The organism is Streptomyces sp. NPDC058373, from assembly GCF_042723275.1.
In the GTDB taxonomy this organism is placed as follows: domain Bacteria; phylum Actinomycetota; class Actinomycetes; order Streptomycetales; family Streptomycetaceae; genus Streptomyces.
The window spans coordinates 174,677-192,558 of the sequence record NZ_JBHXJE010000005.1 but is presented as its reverse complement, the minus strand read 5'-3'; the positions used below and the strand labels follow the sequence as shown (position 1 = coordinate 192,558).

Annotated in this window: 13 protein-coding genes; 9 read left to right on the top strand and 4 right to left on the bottom strand. The window is 73.6% G+C overall.

The genetic code is table 11. The features are described 5' to 3' along the window. Positions 1-382 precede the first annotated feature (382 nt). A complete protein-coding gene (locus ACFWMZ_RS05825; RefSeq protein ID WP_383184059.1) occupies positions 383-934 on the bottom strand; it encodes a YbaK/EbsC family protein in 552 nt (183 codons plus the stop codon). Between the two features lie 154 nt (positions 935-1,088). Between ACFWMZ_RS05825 and ACFWMZ_RS05820 the strand changes: the two genes are divergently transcribed. Continuing rightward, on the top strand, positions 1,089-2,084 hold the full coding sequence (locus tag ACFWMZ_RS05820; protein WP_383184057.1) for a restriction endonuclease: 996 nt from the start codon (positions 1,089-1,091) through the stop codon (positions 2,082-2,084). A gap of 585 nt (positions 2,085-2,669) precedes the next feature. Here ACFWMZ_RS05820 and ACFWMZ_RS05815 read toward each other — a convergent pair. Together ACFWMZ_RS05815 and ACFWMZ_RS05810 are read right to left on the bottom strand one after the other, a co-directional pair. Continuing rightward, positions 2,670-4,379, bottom strand: coding sequence for a penicillin-binding transpeptidase domain-containing protein (locus ACFWMZ_RS05815; protein WP_383199683.1), 1,710 nt, complete (start codon positions 4,377-4,379; stop codon positions 2,670-2,672). Between the two features lie 129 nt (positions 4,380-4,508). Continuing rightward, positions 4,509-6,131 (bottom strand): penicillin-binding transpeptidase domain-containing protein, encoded by a 1,623-nt coding sequence (locus ACFWMZ_RS05810; RefSeq protein WP_383199681.1) that lies wholly within the window; start codon positions 6,129-6,131, stop codon positions 4,509-4,511. Between the two features lie 476 nt (positions 6,132-6,607). Between ACFWMZ_RS05810 and ACFWMZ_RS05805 the strand changes: the two genes are divergently transcribed. After that, on the top strand, positions 6,608-6,958 hold the full coding sequence (locus ACFWMZ_RS05805) for a DUF1330 domain-containing protein (RefSeq protein WP_383199679.1): 351 nt from the start codon (positions 6,608-6,610) through the stop codon (positions 6,956-6,958). Positions 6,959-6,977: 19 nt separating this feature from the next. On the opposite strand, the gene ACFWMZ_RS05800 is transcribed toward ACFWMZ_RS05805, so the two are convergent. Then, positions 6,978-8,714, bottom strand: a complete 1,737-nt coding sequence (locus ACFWMZ_RS05800) for a dolichyl-phosphate-mannose--protein mannosyltransferase (RefSeq protein WP_383184052.1) — start codon at positions 8,712-8,714, stop codon at positions 6,978-6,980. A 158-nt stretch (positions 8,715-8,872) separates the two neighbouring features. On the opposite strand from ACFWMZ_RS05800, the gene rsmI reads away from it, so the two are divergent. From rsmI to ACFWMZ_RS05765, 7 genes are all read left to right on the top strand, one after another. Next, a complete protein-coding gene (gene rsmI / locus ACFWMZ_RS05795) occupies positions 8,873-9,739 on the top strand; it encodes a 16S rRNA (cytidine(1402)-2'-O)-methyltransferase (RefSeq protein ID WP_383184050.1) in 867 nt (288 codons plus the stop codon). A 151-nt stretch (positions 9,740-9,890) separates the two neighbouring features. Next, positions 9,891-10,331: a hypothetical protein gene (locus ACFWMZ_RS05790; protein WP_383184048.1), complete on the top strand. Its 441-nt coding sequence runs from the start codon at positions 9,891-9,893 to the stop codon at positions 10,329-10,331. Positions 10,332-10,628: 297 nt separating this feature from the next. Further along, positions 10,629-12,608, top strand: coding sequence for a beta-N-acetylglucosaminidase domain-containing protein (locus tag ACFWMZ_RS05785; RefSeq protein WP_383184046.1), 1,980 nt, complete (start codon positions 10,629-10,631; stop codon positions 12,606-12,608). An 88-nt stretch (positions 12,609-12,696) separates the two neighbouring features. Further along, on the top strand, positions 12,697-13,578 hold the full coding sequence (locus tag ACFWMZ_RS05780; RefSeq protein WP_383175741.1) for a TatD family hydrolase: 882 nt from the start codon (positions 12,697-12,699) through the stop codon (positions 13,576-13,578). Positions 13,579-14,099: 521 nt separating this feature from the next. Continuing rightward, positions 14,100-14,978, top strand: a complete 879-nt coding sequence (rsmA, locus tag ACFWMZ_RS05775) for a 16S rRNA (adenine(1518)-N(6)/adenine(1519)-N(6))-dimethyltransferase RsmA (RefSeq protein WP_383199677.1) — start codon at positions 14,100-14,102, stop codon at positions 14,976-14,978. A 58-nt stretch (positions 14,979-15,036) separates the two neighbouring features. Then, positions 15,037-15,987, top strand: coding sequence for a 4-(cytidine 5'-diphospho)-2-C-methyl-D-erythritol kinase (locus ACFWMZ_RS05770; RefSeq protein WP_383175747.1), 951 nt, complete (start codon positions 15,037-15,039; stop codon positions 15,985-15,987). Positions 15,988-16,056: 69 nt separating this feature from the next. Next, a complete protein-coding gene (locus ACFWMZ_RS05765; protein WP_383199675.1) occupies positions 16,057-17,865 on the top strand; it encodes an ABC-F family ATP-binding cassette domain-containing protein in 1,809 nt (602 codons plus the stop codon). The last annotated feature ends 17 nt before the right edge of the window (positions 17,866-17,882 follow it).

The following is a 17,882-nucleotide window of genomic DNA, read 5'->3' as shown; positions in this document are numbered from 1 at the left end:
TTTTTGTGTTTTGTTTTTGTGTCGGCCCCGGGGGGGGCCCCCACCCCACCCACCCACCGGAGCAACCGCGAACCCCGTCAGGGCCGCCACTCAAAGCCAACGCCGACCGAAAAAATCCCAGCCCGGCCGGCGCTTGAGGCCATCTTGGACCGGCACGGTCAAGACGGACAGGACGCCAAAGAACAGCCCGGCCGGCGCTTGAGGCCATCGTGACCGGCACGGTCAAGCGGCGCTCGACCAAACCGAGCCTGGCCGGCGCTTGAGGCCATCACCGACCGGCACGGTCAAGCGGCGCTCGACCAAACCGAGCCCGGCCGGCGCTTGAGGCCAGCAGGGGCGAGGGCGAAGGCGGCCGGCAGCACGGCCGCCACGACCACCGGGGTCACTCCCCCGACTCGCGCACATCCACGAGGGCGGCACCGGCGTGGCGGACCAGCTCGGCCGGGGCCATCGGGAAGACGGTGTGCGGGGTGCCGGCGGCCGCCCACACCTCGGGGTGGGCCAGCAGGCGGCGGTCGGCGAGGACCGGGGTGCGGGTGCGGTGGCCGAAGGGAGGGACGCCGCCGATGGCGTAACCGGTGGTCTCGCGGACCAGGTCGGCCTTGGCGCGGGTGACCTTGGTGGCGCCCAGTTCCTGGCGGACCTGGTCGAGGTCGGCGCGGGAGGCACCGTCGAGGAGGACCAGCACGGGGACGGGGCCCTCGGTGCCGGGCAGGCCGTGGGCGGCGAAGATCAGCGACTTGACGATGGCGTCCAGCTCGCAGCCGACGGCCGCGGCGGCCTCCTCGGCGGTCCGGGTCGCCTCGGGGAACTTCCGTACGCGCGCCGCCACCTCGTCCAGTCCGAGCGCCTGGAGCGCCTCGGCGAAACGGGGGAGGACGACGGAGGGGACGGCCTCCGGGACGGCTGACGCGGTGGTCTCGGATGTGCTCATGGAGCGCACGGTAGCGGTAGGTGCAGGCGCGCCGCGAGGTGTTCCCTGATCGGGGCGGTGTCCGGGGTCGCTCGGAGGGGCGCGCCGATCATGGTTCCGGTCCGGGCGGGCAGACGGGGAGGGAGGGAAGCTACTGGGAGGGGTGGAGCCGAAGATGATCGACGAGGTGGCGCCGGGGCGCGGACCGCTGGCGGAGGAGCCGGTGCCCGGCGGGGCGCCCGGCCGGAGCACCCGGCGGTTCCGGGGCGGACGCCCGCGGGCTCGTGCGCGGTCACGGCTGACGGTGCGGTCCGGTTCGGTGGCGGTGGCGCTCGCCGTGGCGATCCTCATCGGACTCGGCCTGGCCTTCCAGGGGTTCGCCCGGTGGGCGGGCGAACATCCGGGCTGGGCTGTGCTGCTCGGCATCGCCGCCGTACCCGTCCTGTACGCGCTGCTGCGGGGCATGCCGCGCACCCGCGAACTGCGGCGGGCCGCGCGGGCGGGGATGGCGGAGGCGGAGGCGGACGCGGTCGTCGCGGCCCGGACCGAGGCGGCCTTGGCCGACGAGGCCGGGGACGCCCAGGCGCAAGCCCCGGCTCCGGCGGCCGGCCCGGTGGCGCCGCAGCCGGAGGAGCCGACCCTGGTCGCCCCCTTCCGCGACGGCCGCACCGCCCCGCTGCCGCCGCCCGCCGCACCGGTCGAGGAGCCGTACGCGCCCGGCCCGGAGGTGGCCCTCGCCGCGGCCGACCTCGACGGCGCCGACCTCGCCGCGCTCGACTTCGCGGCGCTGGACCCCGACTCCTTCGAGGAGGCGGTGGCCGCCCTCTGCCGCCGCGACGGCTGCGCCGACGCCGAGACCGTCGGCGGTGCCGGGGACCTCGGCGCGGACGTCCTGGCCACGGCGCCGGACGGGCGCCGCGTCGTCGTCCAGTGCAAGCGGTACGGCCCGGACAACAAGGTCGGCTCCCAGGAGCTCCAGCGCTTCGGCGGCACCTGCTGGAGCGTGCACGGCGCCCAGCTCGCCGTCCTCGTGACGACCAGCGAGTTCACCGCCCCGGCCGTCGAGTACGCCGAGTCCTGCGGCATACGCTGCGTCGACGGCCGCGAACTCTCCGCCTGGGCCGAGGGGCGCGGGCCCGCGCCCTGGGGGCCGGGCGCGTCCACCGGGTGATCGAGGCCCGACGCGTACAACCGGCCAACCCTGCGGCGGCATCCGGTCAGGGTTATGCGGGGGGCGACATGGCTATGCGGTGAGCCCGTACGGTGGCGCCAGCCCAGGAGGAGCTGAACCACTGTGTACGACCGCACCCTTGCTCTGCCGCGCGAGGCGCGGGCCGACGCCGTGACCTCGGTGGGCGTTGCCTGCTGCATGCGCTGCCATCGTCTGTCGGGCAGCCCGGTCCCGATCCGCACCATCCGCAGCACGTGTGGCCCCGCCACCACCCTCTACGCCTGCCCACCCTGCGCCCCGGCCCTCCAGCCGGGGTGGCCTCAAACGCCGGCCGGGCTCTGAATGCGGCCTCACACGTCGGCCGGGCTGTCAATAGCCCGACCGGCGCTTGAGGTCACCCCTTGGCGTCCACCCAGGCGATCGCCCCGGCCACCGCGACGATCAACACCATCCCGGCCAACAGGGTCACCAGAAGAATGATCTTTCGCACGGATCGCAGGTCCATGGAGCGCCCTTCTACGGCAGGGGAACGAGCGGCGGCCAAGCCGGGTGGGCCCGGCCGGGCCCCCGCTCACCCCTACCCCCTCAGGAGCCGAGCAGCACCGCCCGCACCAGCGGACCCGCCGAGGCCCCGCCGCGGCCCCCTTCCTGGATGACCGCGGCCGCCGCGACATCCCCGCGCCACGCGGTGAACCAGCCGTTGGGCTTCTTCTGGTTGTCCACCTCGGCGCTGCCGGTCTTGGCGCCGACGTCCGCGCCGAGCCCCGCCATCGGCTCCGCACCGGACCCGGCCACGGCGGTGTGCGTGAGCAGCGCCTTGAGCTGGCTGTGGGCCGAACCGGTCAGCTTCCGCTCGGCCTTGGCCAGCGACCGGTCGTCGACCTCGGGGGAGACCAGGTAGGGCTGGTGGAAGTCACCGGTCTTGGCGGTGGCTATGACGGAGGCCATGTTCAGCGGGTTGGCGCGGACACCGCCCTGCCCGATGAGGGAGGCCGCCATCGAGGCGTCCGCCTGCACGGGCACGGCGCCGTCGAAGGACGGTACCCCGATCGACCAGTCGTCCTTGCCCAGCCCGAAGACCTGCTGGGACTGCTTGGTCAGGTCGTCGTCCTTCAGCTTCTTGGCCTGGCTGATGAAGGCGGTGTTGCAGGAGGAGCCGAAGCTGTCCCGGAAGGTCCCGCCGGTGATCTTGAACTTCTCGACGTTCTGGAACTTCCAGCCGCCGTACGAGGAGTACTTGGGGCAGGGATGCTTCTTGTCGATGCCCGCGAGGTCCTTCTCCAGCAGCATCGACGCTGAGACGATCTTCATCGTGGAGCCCGGGGCCAGCGACCCCTGGAGGGCGACGTTGAACCCGTCGGGGCGGGAGTTGGCGAAGGCGAGGATCTCCCCGGTGGAGGGGCGCAGCGCCACGACGGACGCCTTCTCACGCTCGGCCACCTCCTTCTCGGCGGTGGCCTGGGCCTTGGCGCTGAGCGTGGTCCGCAGCGTGCCCTCCTCGCCCTCGGCCAGGGTCAGCAGGGTCTTGTCCGGGACCTCCTCGGCGTCCTGGGACTTGGCGCCGGGCTTGTCGTCGGAGCCCTTGGCCGCCTCCTTCTCCTCGTCGGACTTCTCGGCCCGGACGACGCGGAGTTCGACGCCGGGCGTGCCGCCGGCCTTATCGCCGTACCGCTCGCGCAGGCTGTCCAGGACGGCGCCGAGCGAGGGGAACTTCTCCTTCGTCAGCTCCCCGCCGTCCCGGTCGAGGGCGCGGATCGGGGGCGTACCGGCCTCGCCGGTCACCAGCTTGTCGCCCTCGGCGAGGTCGGGGTGGAGGACGGAGGGCCGCCAGTGGACCAGCGGGCGGCCGTCGGCGGCCCGGCGCACCACGGTCAGCTCCGACTCGTACGCCCACGGCTTCTCGGTCTTCTCCCAGGAGACCGTGGTCGCCACCGAGAACGGCACCCGCGTCTTGGCGCGCTTGCCCTTCTGGATCTCGACCGTCCCGGTCCTCGCCTCCTTCGCGTACGCGTTCAGCGCGGCCTTGGCGGCGGCCGGGGCGTCGGTGTGGCGGGCGGCCTTGGCGGGATCGCCCGCCGCCCACGCGCCGAGGAACTGCGTGGCGGCGCCCTTGACTTCGGCCGCCGTCAGCGGGCCGCTGGGGACCGCGTCGGCCTGGTCGGCCGCCTCGCCGCCGGTGAGCGCCCAGGCGCCCACCCCGGCGCCGATCGCCACGGCGGCGGCCGCGCCGATCACCGCGTACTTCTTCTTGTTGCTCCCCGGCTCGTGCTGCACCGCACGTCGTCTCTTGCCCACAGTCCCCTCCGCAGCTCCGCCGCCCCCTCGGCACCGACGCGCCCCAGCGTAGTGCCGAGCGACGACACTCCGCCCCCTGGCGGACCCGGCGGGGGAGGGGCGCGCGGAGTGGACCGCTCCGTCGGCCGGTCAGGCGCCGGAGCGCAGCACGGCGGCGACGATCGGGCCCGCGCTCTCGCCGCCCCGGCCGCCCTGTTCGGCGACGGCGGCGACGGCCAGGTCGCCCCGGTAGGCGGTGAACCAACTGTTGGCCGACGCCTGCCCGTCGACCTCCGCCGAACCGGTCTTGGCGCCGATGTCCCCGCCGAGCCCGGCCAGGGCACCGGCGGCGCTGCCGGTGGTCGCGGTCCGGTTCATCATGGCGCGCAGCTGCGCCGAGGTGCCCGGCGTCAGCCCGCGCGCCTCGGCGATCGGTCCGTCGATCAGTTCGCGGGGGACGAGCAGCGGCTGGCGGAACGCACCGGTCCGGGCGGTGGCGGTGACCGAGGCGAGGGTGAGCGGGTTCAGCTGGACCTGGCCCTGCCCGATCAGGGCGGCCGCCGTGTCCGGGCCGCCCGAGGCGGGGACCCTGCCGTCGAAGGAGGGCAGTCCGATCCGCCAGTCGTCCCGGAAGAGGCCGAAGGCGTCCTGGGCCTGGCGGGTGAGGTCGTCGGCCGCCAGCTCGTCGGCGAACTTCACGAAGGCGGTGTTGCAGGAGCGGGCGAAGCTGTCGGCGAGGGTGGCGTTCTCGTTCGGCGCGAGGCCGGGCAGGTTGCCGAAGGTCTGGCTCTGCCAGGTGGCCGAGGGCGGGCAGGGCGCGGGCCGGTCGGTGGCGGTCAGCCCCTTGTCGATGAGGAGCGAGGCGGAGACGATCTTCATCGTGGAGCCGGGGGCGAGCTGGCCGAGGAGGGCCGCGTCGAAGGCGTCCTCGCGGTGGTTGGCCACCGCCAGGATCTCGCCGGTACTGGGCCGCAGCGCCACCACCGAGGCGTTCGGGCGGTCGGCCACCGCCTGCTCGGCGGCGCGCTGGGCGGCCGTGGAGAGCGTGGTGCGGACCGTGCCCGGCTTGCCCTTGGCGAGGGTCAGCAGTGTCTGCCGGGGCGCGCTGCCGTCCGGGTCGATCCACAGCTCGACCCCGGGCCTCCCGCCCGCCTTCTCGCCGTACCGCTCCCGCAACGCGTCCAGCATCGGGCCGAGCGAGGGGTGTTCGGAGCGCTTCAGCTCCTGCCCGGCCCGGTCGGCCAGGCGGATCGGCGGCACCTCGGCCTCACCGGCGCGCAGGGTGTCGCCCTCGGCGAGGTCCGGGTGGAGCACCTCGGGGGACCAGTCGACCAGCGGCCGCCCGGTGGTCTCGCCCCGGACGACCTCCAGCTCGCTCTCGTACGTCCAGGTGGCGCGGTGCTCGCCCGAGGAGACGGTGGCCTCGACCGCGTAGGCGACGGTGCGCCCGACGGGCTCCTCGGCGGTGATCCGCACATGGCTGACGTGCGCGGACTCGAAGTAGTCGGAGAGCGCGGTACGGGCGGTGACGGCGTCGTTGGTGAGCTGGGCCGCCTCGGCCGCCTCCCGGCGCGACCAGGCGGCGAGGAACGCCTTCGCCGCCTTGGCGGCCTCGGCGCGGGTCGGCGGCCCGGTCGGCTTCTCGGCGGCGGCCGTCTCGACCCCGTTGCCGCCTCCCACGTCGCCGACCAGCTCGTAGACGCCGAATCCGGCGGCTCCCACCATGGTCAGAAACACCCCGCCGACCAGCGCGGCCTTGGCTCCGTTGCGCACGGAAACTTCCCCTCCCCGTGTCCCACGACAGCCGTTTGAACGTGTTCAAACAACTGCCCTCCGGTGCACTCTAAGCACAGGAACGGTCACGGGAGCGCAAAAGTGTGAGGAACGTATGCCGGAATAGGCCATTCCGTCATCTGGCGCCGATGCCTCCGAGTCGGCGGCGCCCCCAGCGCCACGGCAAACCGCCGGCACGCCGCGTCCGGGGCGGCGTCGTCACCCTCGTCGGCGACTCCGCCGGCCCCTACCTCGCCACCCACCTCGACCCGTCCTGGCTGGAAACCAGGGCCTCGACCCGGCCCGGTACGAGGCCGCCCTCGACCACTTCGCCCGTACCGGGGAGTGGGACGGCGGCTGACTCGCCCGGCCACCCGGTCACCGGAACCACCCCACCCGCTTCAGCGCACAGCGAACACCGCCCCCGCCCTGCCATGCTCACCGGCGTACGGAGCCCGCCGGCCCGGAAGGACCCCATGCCCGCCTACGCCATGGCCCGCCTCCAGGACGCCGCCCCGCACCCCGACATCGCCGAGTACATCGAACGCCTCCCCGCCACCTTCGAGCCGTACGGCGGCCACTTCCTCGTCCACGCCACCGCGCACGAGACGCTGGAGGGCGCCTGGCCCGGCGCCGTCGTCATGATCGCCTTCCCCGGCCTCACCGAGGCCCGCGCCTGGTGGAACTCCCCCGCGTACCGCGCCATCGCCCCGCTGCGCTCCCGCCACATCGACGGCGACATCATCCTGGTCGAGGGCGTGCCCGAGGGCTACGACCCGGCCGGCACCGCCAAGGCGATGCGGGAGGCGGCGGGGGTCGCGGAGTAGCGGAGGGCGGCTCCGCCGCTCAGACCCACGTGTCCAGCCACATCCTCCGCTGCCACTGGTCCACCGGAATCGGCTCGCCGGTGTATAGCGGCCAGAAGTAGACGAAGTTCCACAGGATCAGCAGGACGATGACGCCCGCCGTGGCCGCGCCCGCCACGCGGCGGCGTTCCGAGGAGCCCGGGGGGCCGATGAGGGCGCCGAGCATCATGGCGAGGGCCAGGCAGAGGAACGGGACGAAGACGACGGCGTAGAAGACGAAGATGGTGCGTTCCTGGTAGGCGAACCAGGGGAGGTAGCCCGCGGCCACGCCGCAGAGGAGGGCGCCGGCGCGCCAGTCGCGGCGCAGGCCCCAGCGCCACAGGCAGTAGGCGACGGCGAAGCAGGCCGCCCACCACAGGGCGGGGGTGCCGAGGGCGAGCACCTCGCGGGCGCACTTGTCGACGGTGTCGGCGGGGCAGCCGTCCTTGCCGGGGGCGGGGGACTCGTAGAAGTAGGAGACGGGGCGGCCCGCCACCAGCCACGACCAGGGGTTGGACTCGTAGGTGTGGCCGGAGTTCAGGCCGACGTGGAAGTCGTAGACCTTGTTCTCGTAGTGCCACAGGCTGCGCAGCCAGTCGGGGAGCCAGGTGAAGGAGCCGCCCTGCCCGGCGGTGGCGGCCCAGTCGCGGTAGTAGCCGCCGGTGCCGTCCGAGGGGGAGGCGATCCAGGCGGCCCAGGAGGCGACGTAGGTGGCGACGGCGACCGGGACCGTCGAGACGAAGGCCGGGAGGATGTCGCGGCGCAGCACGGCCGTGTACGGGCGGCGGGCTCCGGCGACGCGGCGCGCGCCCACGTCCCAGGCGACGGTGAGCAGGCCGAAGGCGGCCAGGATGTAGAGACCGTTCCACTTGGTGGCGAAGGCCAGACCCAGGCAGAGGCCGGCCGCGATCCGCCACGGCCGCCAGCCGAGCCGCAGGGTGCCCGCCACCTGGGAGTCGGGGCGAGGCTCCCCGTCCGCGCCGACCGGGAGCGCGGCCGCCAGCCGGGCCCGGGCCTTGTCGCGGTCGATGAGCAGGCAGCCGAAGGCGGCCAGCACGAAGAACATCAGCACCAGGTCGAGCAGGGCGGTGCGGCTCATCACGAAGTGCAGGCCGTCCACGGCCAGCAGCAGCCCCGCCAGGCAGCCGAGGAAGGTCGAGCGGAACAGGCGGCGGCCGATCCGGCAGAGCATCAGCACCGACAGGGTGCCGAGCAGCGCCGTCATGAACCGCCAGCCGAACGGGTCGAAGCCGAACAGCCACTCGCCGACCCCGATCACGTACTTGCCGACCGGCGGATGGACGACGTACGACGCCTCGGCCGGGATCCGCACCGACGACGGGTCGGCGAGGACCGAGGCGTCGGCGTTCTTCGGCCAGGTCACCTCGAAGCCGCGGTGGATGAGCGCCCACGCGTCCTTCGCGTAGTACGTCTCGTCGAATATCACCGCCTTCGGGCTGCCCAGGTTCCAGAACCGCAGCACCCCGGCGACGAGCGCCACCAGCAGCGGACCGGCCCACGTGGAGAGGGCCGCCAGCCGCCGCGCCGCCGCGCCGCCGACACCCAGGAACCGCCAGAGCCTCGGGTCGGGCTCGGCGTACGGCGGCACCAGCCGCTCCCGCACCCCTTGCCGTGGGCGCGCCGTGTACCCGAATCTGCGCAGCCGCTGCTGCCAGAGCTGCGCGGTCGGGTCTGGCCGGTCCGTGGGGGCCCCGGTCGAGGAGGCGGTCTTGGTCACCGGGTCATCGTAGGGAACGGCTCCGGGCAGGTCCCGTCCCCGTGCCGGTACCTCCCTTTCCGCGTCGCCCGTCCCCGGGCGGCCGTGCGGCGCCGGGGCGGAAACGTCCCTTCCGTCCGGCCGTGGGGAGCGCCGCCCGTGGCTGCGAGGATGGAGCGGTGACAGGAACCGGAACCCTCGTACTCGCAGGCACCCCCATCGGCGACACCGCCGACGCCCCGCCCCGGCTCGCCGCCGAACTGGAACGCGCCGACGTCATCGCCGCCGAGGACACCCGCAGGCTGCGCCGCCTCACCCAGGCCCTCGGCGTCCACACCACCGGACGCACCGTCTCCTACTTCGAGGGCAACGAGAGCGCGCGCACCCCCGAACTGGTCGAGGAGCTGGCCCAGGGCGCCCGGGTCCTGCTCGTCACCGACGCGGGCATGCCGTCGGTCTCCGACCCCGGGTACCGGCTGGTCGCCGCCGCCGTCGAACGCGGTCTGCGCATCACCGCCGTTCCCGGCCCGTCGGCCGTCCTGACCGCGCTCGCCCTCTCCGGACTGCCCGTCGACCGGTTCTGCTTCGAGGGGTTCCTGCCGCGCAAGGCCGGGGAACGGCTCGGGCGGCTGCGCGAGGCCGCCGGGGAGCGCCGCACCCTCGTCTACTTCGAGGCGCCCCACCGGCTCGCCGCCACCCTCGACGCGATGACGGAGGTCTTCGGCGCCGACCGCCGCGCCGCCGTCTGCCGCGAGCTGACCAAGACGTACGAGGAGGTACGGCGCGGCGGCCTCGGCGAGCTGGCCGTCTGGGCGGCGGAGGGCGTCCGCGGGGAGATCACGGTCGTCGTCGAAGGGGCGCCCGAGGCCGGGCCCGCCGATCTGGACGACGCGGAGCTGGTGCGCCGGGTCCGCGACCGGGAGGAGGCCGGGGAGCGGCGCAAGGAGGCGATCGCGGCTGTCGCCGCGGAGGCAGGACTGCCCAAGCGGCAGGTCTTCGATGCCGTCGTGGCGGCAAAGAACGCGGAACGAAACGGCTCGAAGTGAGGTAAAGGACTAGCCTGAAAGGTAAAGCGGGGGGCGCTGGTGAGGCCGCCCCGCCATGGCGAGCCCAAATCCCGTCCATGATGCGACCGGCCCTGATGCGCCCCCGGTCCCCACAGGAGTCCACTGGTGGGAGACGACCGAAGGAGTCGGCATGAGCCAGACATCGCGGACAGGCACCTCCAGCCCGACCTCCGAAGCCCCGATACCCCGCGTCCCCGTCGCCGTCGTGCACGAGGCGTACTCCTTCGCCTGCATGCGGTGCGGGCACGGGTGGGAGCAGGAGTACGAGATCCAGCACTTCGCCGACCAGGACGGCCACGAATTCGTCCTCCACCTCGCCGACGGCCACCGGGTGCCCTCGCCGCTGTCGCGGCCCACCTGCTTCAACTGCGGGGGGCACGTCGTGCGGATCATGCAGGCCGGGCGGGTGGCCGCCGCCAAGGCGGCCCTGCACGGGGCCGCCTCCTCCTCGGACGGGATGGAGGCGCATGTGCCTCGGGAGAGCTCGGCGTCCTCCGAGGGTGGCGCCGGGGCTGCGCCCGGGGCGCCTCGGCGGCGGTCCGTCTGGGCTCGGCTCTTCGGCCCGGGGTAGGCCCCTGACGGGGCCGGCTTTCGGGCCGACCTGGCGGTGAGGCTGGAGTGGGGTGGCCTCAAGCGCCGGCCGGGCTGGGTCCGGCTGGGGTTCGTGGGGCCGTGGCGGTCACTGATGGCCTCAAGCGCCGGCCGGGCTGCATTTTCGACAGGCGGGGATATCACCGGGCTTGAAGGGGTGCAGGAGAAGTGTCGCGCTCGGAGCCATGACGCTCCGGGCGCGATGTCTTGACGGGGCCTTCGGGGAACGGGATCCTCCTGTGGTCTGACTGACTGGTTTAGACCACTAGGAGTAGTCGTGCCTCGTCGTCACCTCTCCACCAGAGCCTGTCTGTTGGTCGCCACCGCGACCGCGTTCTCCTGTCTGACTCCCGTTGCCGCCGCCCGCCCCGCCCCCGAGCCGACCGCCGGTCCGGAGGCACGGCTTCCCACGGTGTCGCCCGCGCCGCAGTCGATGCGCCGCTCGGGGGCCGACGCCGTCGTCACCCGCCGCGTGATCGTGGTCGCGGACGGGGAGAGCGACACCGCTGCCCGCAAGCGCCTCGTGCGGGAACTGAGAGAGCACGGGGCGGAGCGGGTCGACGTGGTGTCCCCGGACGCCGTGCCGCGGGCCGCGGCGAAGCTGCTGACCGTACGGCTGGGGCCCGCCTCCCGTGGCGACGTCGCCCGCTCCCTCGCGGGCACCACCGTCCCCGAGCGGGCGGACGGGTACGCGTTGCGGGTCGACGGCGGGCGGGCCGGTGGCTCCGTGGTCCTCGCGGGCGCGGACGCGACCGGGCAGTTCTACGCGGTGCAGAGCCTGCGCCAGCTCTTCCAGCGGAGCGGCGGCACCTGGAACATCGCCGGGGTCCGGGTCTCCGACTTCCCTTCCATGCCGCTGCGGGGAACCATCGAGGGCTTCTACGGCACGCCCTGGACCCACGCCGAACGCCTCGACCAGATGGACTTCTACGGCGACGTGAAGGCCAACACGTACATCTACGCCCCCAAGGACGACCCGTACCACCGCGACAAGTGGCGCGAGCCGTACCCGCAGGACAAGGAGGCGGAACTCGGGGAACTGGTCGGCAGGGCCACCGACAACCACGTCCGCTTCACCTTCGCCGTCTCGCCCGGCGCCTCGATCTGCTACTCCGACCCGGACCACGTCAAGGACCTCAAGGCCAAACTCCAGGCCCTGTACGACCTCGGCACCCGGTCGTTCTCGATCCCCCTGGACGACATCAACTACACGAACTGGAACTGCGACCAGGACCGCGCCACCTACGGTGAGCCCGGCCGGGAGACGGCCGCCCGCGCCCAGTCCGACCTGCTCAACGACGTGCAGCGCACCTTCATCGCCACCCACGAGGGCAGCCGCCCGCTCCAGATGGTCCCCACCGAGTACGGCGACCTGACCGACACGGCGTACAAGCAGACGCTCCGCGCCCAGCTCGACGCCGAGGTCGAGGTGATGTGGACCGGCACGGACGTGGTGCCGCCGGAGATCACCAACGAACAGGCGGAAGCGGCCTCCCAGCTGTTCGGCCGCAAGGTGTTCGTCTGGGACAACTATCCGGTCAACGACTTCGGCAACACCGGCGGACGGCTGCTGCTCGCCCCGTACGACAAGCGTGAGGCGGGACTGTCGGACCACATCACCGGCATCGTGGCCAACCCCATGAACCAGCCCTACGCCAGCAAGGTGGCCGTCTTCGGCGCGGCCGCCTTCTCCTGGAACGACTCCGGGTACGACGCGAGGGCGACCTGGCGGCAGGCGATGGAGCACCTGGCCGGCGGCGACCCCCGGGCGACCGAGGCCCTGCTGGTCTTCGGGGACCTGGAGCACCTGGCGCCCACGTTCGGTGACACCCCGTGGCAGCCCCAGGCGCCCGCGCTCGCCCGGCGTACGGCCGCCTTCTGGCAGGCGTGGGACGGGGACGACCGCGCCGGGGCCGTCCGCGCCCTGCGCCCGTACGCGCGGGCGATCGCCGATGCGCCCCGCACGATCCGCGATGGCGCGGTCGAGTCCGGGTTCGTCACCGACGCCGCCCCCTGGCTGGACGCCACCGAGCTGTGGGGCCAGGCCGCGGTCACGATGACCGACGCCCTCGACGCCTGGCAGTCCGGGGACCAGGACAGGGCCCGGCAGCTGGTCGGCGAGTCCGAGGCACTCCAGGAGAGGGCCAGGGCCGTCCGGGTCGACCCGCCCCGCAACTCCTGGGGCGAGGTCCAGCCGAAGGTCGGCGACGGCGTCCTGGACGTCTTCCTGTCGCAGGCGGCCGACCGCATCTCCTGACCCCCGCCGTGTGCGGCCGGGCGCCCGCCCGGCCGCACACGGGCACGGGGGTGGGCCGCCCCGCCTCCCGCCTTCGTAGGATCGGGGTATGAGTCGTGAGCAAGGGGCGCCGCCGCTGCCGGAGCCGTTGACCGTGGAGGTCGCGGATTCGCACACGCATGTGGACATGCAGGCGGATTCGATGGAGGAGACGCTGGCGAAGGCCGCCTCGGTGGGCGTGACCACGCTGGTGCAGGTGGGGTGCGACGTGGCCGGGTCGCGGTGGGCGGCCGAGGTGGCCGGGGAGTACGAGCGGGTCCACGCCGCCGTCGCCCTGCACCCCAACGAGGCCCCCCGGATCGTCCTCGGCGACCCCGACGGCTGGTCGCGGCAGGGCGAGCGCCCGCCGGGCGGGGACGCCGCCCTGGACGAGGCGCTCGACCAGATCGCGGAGCTGGCGGCACTGCCGCAGGTGCTGGGGGTCGGAGAGACCGGGCTCGACCACTTCCGCACCGGCCCGGAGGGCATGGCCGCGCAGGAACGCTCGTTCCGCGCCCACATCGAACTGGCCAAGCGGTACGACAAGGCCCTGGTCATCCACGACCGCGAGGCCCACGCCGACGTCCTGCGCGTCCTGGAGGAAGAGGGCGCCCCCGACCGCACCGTCTTCCACTGCTTCTCCGGCGACGCCGACCTGGCGAAGACCTGCGCCCACCACGGCTACTACATGTCCTTCGCCGGGAACATCACCTTCAAGAACGCCCACCCCCTCCGCGAGGCCCTGAAGGCGGCCCCCCGGGAACTCCTCCTGGTGGAAACGGACGCCCCCTTCCTCACCCCGGCCCCCTACCGAGGCCGCCCCAACGCCCCGTACCTGATCCCCCTCACCGTCCGCGCCATGGCCGAAGTACGAGGCGAGCAGCCGGACGACGTGGCGACCGCCCTCGCCACCAACACCGCCCGAGCCTTCGGCTACACCCTCAGCCACTGACCACCCCCGGCGGACGAACAGCGAAAACCAAGCCGGCCGACGTTCGAGGCCATTCCTGCCCGGCACGCTCGAACAGCGCCAAGCCACCCCACCCCCAAGCCCGGCCGGCGGTCGAGGCCGTCCGTGACCGTCTCGGTCAAGCGGCGCCAGGCCACTTCCCAGCCCGGCCGGCGCTTGAGGCCAATCAGTGACCGGCACGGTCGAACGGCGCCAGGTCAAGAACAGCCCGGCCGGCGGTCGAGGCCATCAGTGACCGCCCCGGTCAAGCGGCGCCAGGCCACTTCCCAGCCCGGCCGGCGCTTGAGGCCAATCAGTGACCGCCCCGGTCAAGCGGCTCCAGGTCAAGAACAGCCCGGCCGGCGCTTGAGGCCAATCAGCGACCGCCCCGGCCAAGCGGCGCCAAGCCAAAAGCAGCCCGGCCGGCGCCTGAGGCCGACAGAACAGCCACCGCAGGCCGCCCGGAGGCCACCCCAGCCGGCACACGAGGCAAGCCCACCCGAGCAGCCCCGTACGCTTGACCGGTGACCAGCCCCACTGACCCCCAGCCGCAAGACGTCCTCCTGGCCCCCGGCGACATCCGCGAACTCGCCACGGCCCTGGGCGTCCGCCCGACGAAGCAGCGCGGCCAGAACTTCGTCATCGACGCGAACACCGTCCGCCGCATCGTGCGCACCGCCGATGTGCGCCCGGACGACGTGGTGGTCGAGGTCGGCCCGGGCCTCGGCTCCCTGACCCTGGGGCTCCTGGAGAGCGCGGACCGCGTCGTCGCCGTCGAGATCGACGACGTCCTCGCGGCCGCCCTCCCCGCCACGGTGGAAGCCCGCCTCCCCGAGCGGGCCGGGCGCTTCTCGCTGGTCCACGCCGACGCCCTGCGCGTCACCGAGCTGCCGGGCCCGCCGCCCACCGCGCTCGTCGCCAACCTGCCGTACAACGTCGCCGTCCCCGTGCTGCTGCACATGCTGGAGCGGTTCCCGTCGATCGAGCGGACGCTCGTCATGGTGCAGGCCGAGGTCGCGGACCGGCTCGCGGCCGACCCGGGGTCGAAGGTGTACGGCGTGCCCTCCGTGAAGGCCAACTGGTACGCCGAGGTCAAGCGCGCCGGAGCCATCGGCCGGAACGTCTTCTGGCCCGCGCCCAACGTCGACAGCGGCCTGGTCTCCCTGGTCCGCCGCGCCGAGCCCCCGGCCACCACGGCCACCCGCCAGCAGGTCTTCGCGGTGGTCGACGCCGCCTTCGCCCAGCGCCGCAAGACGCTGCGGGCCGCCCTCGCCGGCTGGGCCGGCTCGGCCGCGGCCGCCGAGGCCGCGCTGGTCGCCGCCGGGATCTCCCCGCAGGCCCGGGGCGAGTCGCTGACCGTCGAGGAGTTCGCCGCCATCGCCGAGCACGCCCCCGCCCGCTGACCCGGCCCCGCACGTCGAGCCCCGCCCCCCCTGCCCCCTCCCGGAAGGCCCACCCCCAGTGAGCATCACGGTCCGCGTCCCCGCCAAGGTCAACGTCCAGCTCGCGGTGGGCGCCCCGCGCCCCGACGGCTACCACGACCTGGCCAACGTCTTCCTCGCCGTCGGCCTGTACGACACCGTCACCGCGACCCGCGCCGACGGCCTGCGCCTCACCGTCACCGGCCCCGACGCCGACCAGGTCCCCCTGGACGGCTCCAACCTCGCCGCCCGCGCCGCCCTGGCGCTGGCCGAGCGCGCCGGGCGTACCGCCGACGTCCACCTGCACATCGCCAAGGACATCCCGGTGGCCGGCGGCATGGCCGGAGGCAGCGCCGACGCGGCCGGGGCGCTCGTCGCCTGTGACGCCCTGTGGGGCCTGGACACCCCGCGCGAGGTGCTGCTCAGCATCTGCGCGGACCTCGGCAGCGACGTGCCGTTCAGCCTGGTCGGAGAGGCCGCGCTCGGCACCGGGCGGGGTGAGAAGCTCCAGCCGCTGGAGGTCGGCTCCACCTTCCACTGGGTCTTCGCCGCGGCCGAGGGCGGCCTGTCCACCCCGGCGGTCTACCGCGAGTTCGACCGGCTCTGCGAGGGCCGCGAGGTACCCGCGCCGACCGCCTCCCCGGCGCTGCTGGCCGCCCTGCGCGACGGTGACACCCACGCCCTGGCCGCCGCCGTCGACAACGACCTGCAGCCCGCAGCGCTCTCCCTCAACCCGGCGCTCGCCGCCACCCTCGCCGCGGGTACCGAGGCCGGAGCGCTCGCCGCCCTGGTCTCCGGCTCCGGGCCCACCACCGCCTTCCTCGCCGAGGACGCCCCCGCCGCCGCCCGCGTCGCCGAGGCCCTCACCGCCTCCGGCACCTGCCGCAGCGCCCGCGTCGCCGCCTCCCCGGCGCCCGGCGCCACCGTCGTCGGCCAGGACCCGGAGCCGGGCCGCGACACCGTGGCCGCGGGCGGCGCCGACCAGCACTGAGACGGCCCGACCCCACTACGCCGACCGCGTTTACGCTGGAGGCCGCACCCATCCCCGTACAGGAGTGAAATGGCCGTCAATCTGGTCAACGTCGAGGCCGTCACCAAGGTCTACGGCACCCGTGCCCTGCTCGACGGGGTGTCGCTCGGAGTCTCCGAGGGCGACCGGATCGGCGTCGTCGGCCGCAACGGCGACGGCAAGACCACCCTCATCCGGATGCTCGCCAAGCTGGAGGAGGCCGACACCGGCCGCGTCACGCACAGCGGCGGGCTGCGGCTCGGCGTCCTCACCCAGCACGACTCGCTCGACCCCGCCGCCACCGTCCGCCAGGAGATCATCGGCGACCTCGCCGACCACGAGTGGGCGGGCAACTCCAAGATCCGTGACGTCCTCACCGGCCTCTTCGGCGGGTTGGAGCTGGCCGGGTTCCCACAGGGCCTGGAGACCGTCATCGGCCCGCTCTCCGGCGGTGAGCGCCGCCGTATCGCGCTGGCCAAGCTGCTCATCGGCGAGCCCGACCTGATCGTGCTCGACGAGCCCACCAACCACCTCGACGTCGAGGGCATCTCCTGGCTCGCCGGACACCTGCGGGCCCGCCGCTCCGCCCTCGTCTGCGTCACCCACGACCGGTGGTTCCTCGACCAGGTCTGCACCCGCATGTGGGACGTGCAGCGCGGCGACGTCCACGAGTACGAGGGCGGCTACAGCGACTACGTCTTCGCCCGGGCCGAGCGGGAGCGGCGCGCCGCCACCGAGGAGACCAAGCGGCAGAACCTCATGCGCAAGGAACTGGCCTGGCTGCGCCGCGGAGCCCCGGCCCGCACCTCCAAGCCCCGCTACCGCATCGAGGCGGCCAACGAGCTGATCGCCGACGTCCCCCCGCCGCGCGACACCAGCGAGCTGATGAAGTTCGCCTCGGCCCGGCTCGGCAAGACCGTCTTCGACGTGGAGGACGTCACCGTGCAGGCCGGGCCGAAGGTGCTGCTCAAGCACCTCACCTGGCAGCTCGGCCCCGGCGACCGCATCGGCCTGGTCGGCGTCAACGGCGCGGGCAAGACCTCGCTGCTGCGCACCCTCACCGAGGCGGCCCGCACCGGCGGCGAGGTCCAGCCCGTCGAGGGCCGGGTGAGCGTCGGCAAGACGGTCAAGCTCGCCCACCTCTCCCAGGAGGTCGCCGAACTCGACCCGGCCACCCGGGTCCTGGAGGCCGTCCAGCAGGTCAAGGACCGGGTCGACCTCGGCAAGGGCCGGGAGATGACGGCCGGGCAGCTCTGCGAGAAGTTCGGCTTCACCAAGGAGAAGCAGTGGACGCCGGTCGGCGACCTCTCCGGCGGTGAGCGGCGTCGCCTCCAGATCCTGCGGCTGCTCATGGACGAGCCCAACGTCCTCTTCCTCGACGAGCCCACCAACGACCTGGACATCGAGACCCTGACGCAGCTGGAGGACCTCCTCGACGGCTGGCCCGGGTCGATGATCGTCATCTCCCACGACCGCTTCTTCATCGAGCGGACCACCGACCGGGTCTTCGCCCTGCTCGGCGACGGTGCGCTGCGCATGCTGCCGCGCGGCGTGGACGAGTACCTGGAGCGCAGGCAGCGGATGACCGAGACGGCGAGCCCCGCCCCGGTCTCCGCCCCGCAGGTCGAGCGCAAGGAGAAGCCCGCCGCCGACCAGCGGGCCGCGAAGAAGGAACTCCAGCGGCTGGAACGGCAGCTGGACAAGATCTCCACCCGCGAGCAGAAGCTCCACGCGCAGATCGCCGAGAACGCCACAGACTTCGCGAAGGTGGCCGAACTCGACGCGGAGCTGCGCCAACTCTCCGGGGAGCGGGACGAGTTGGAAATGCGCTGGCTGGAGCTGGCGGAGGATGCCGAGTAACTGCCGCGCGGCGGCGT

What these genes read in the sequence shown, in the direction of transcription:
- ACFWMZ_RS05825 (WP_383184059.1), bottom strand. Translation starts at nt 934, where the DNA reads ATGAGCACATCCGAGACCACCGCGTCAGCCGTCCCGGAGGCCGTCCCC.
- ACFWMZ_RS05820 (WP_383184057.1), top strand. Translation starts at nt 1,089, where the DNA reads ATGATCGACGAGGTGGCGCCGGGGCGCGGACCGCTGGCGGAGGAGCCG.
- ACFWMZ_RS05805 (WP_383199679.1), top strand. Translation starts at nt 6,608, where the DNA reads ATGCCCGCCTACGCCATGGCCCGCCTCCAGGACGCCGCCCCGCACCCC.
- ACFWMZ_RS05790 (WP_383184048.1), top strand. Translation starts at nt 9,891, where the DNA reads ATGAGCCAGACATCGCGGACAGGCACCTCCAGCCCGACCTCCGAAGCC.
- ACFWMZ_RS05780 (WP_383175741.1), top strand. Translation starts at nt 12,697, where the DNA reads ATGAGTCGTGAGCAAGGGGCGCCGCCGCTGCCGGAGCCGTTGACCGTG.
- ACFWMZ_RS05765 (WP_383199675.1), top strand. Translation starts at nt 16,057, where the DNA reads ATGGCCGTCAATCTGGTCAACGTCGAGGCCGTCACCAAGGTCTACGGC.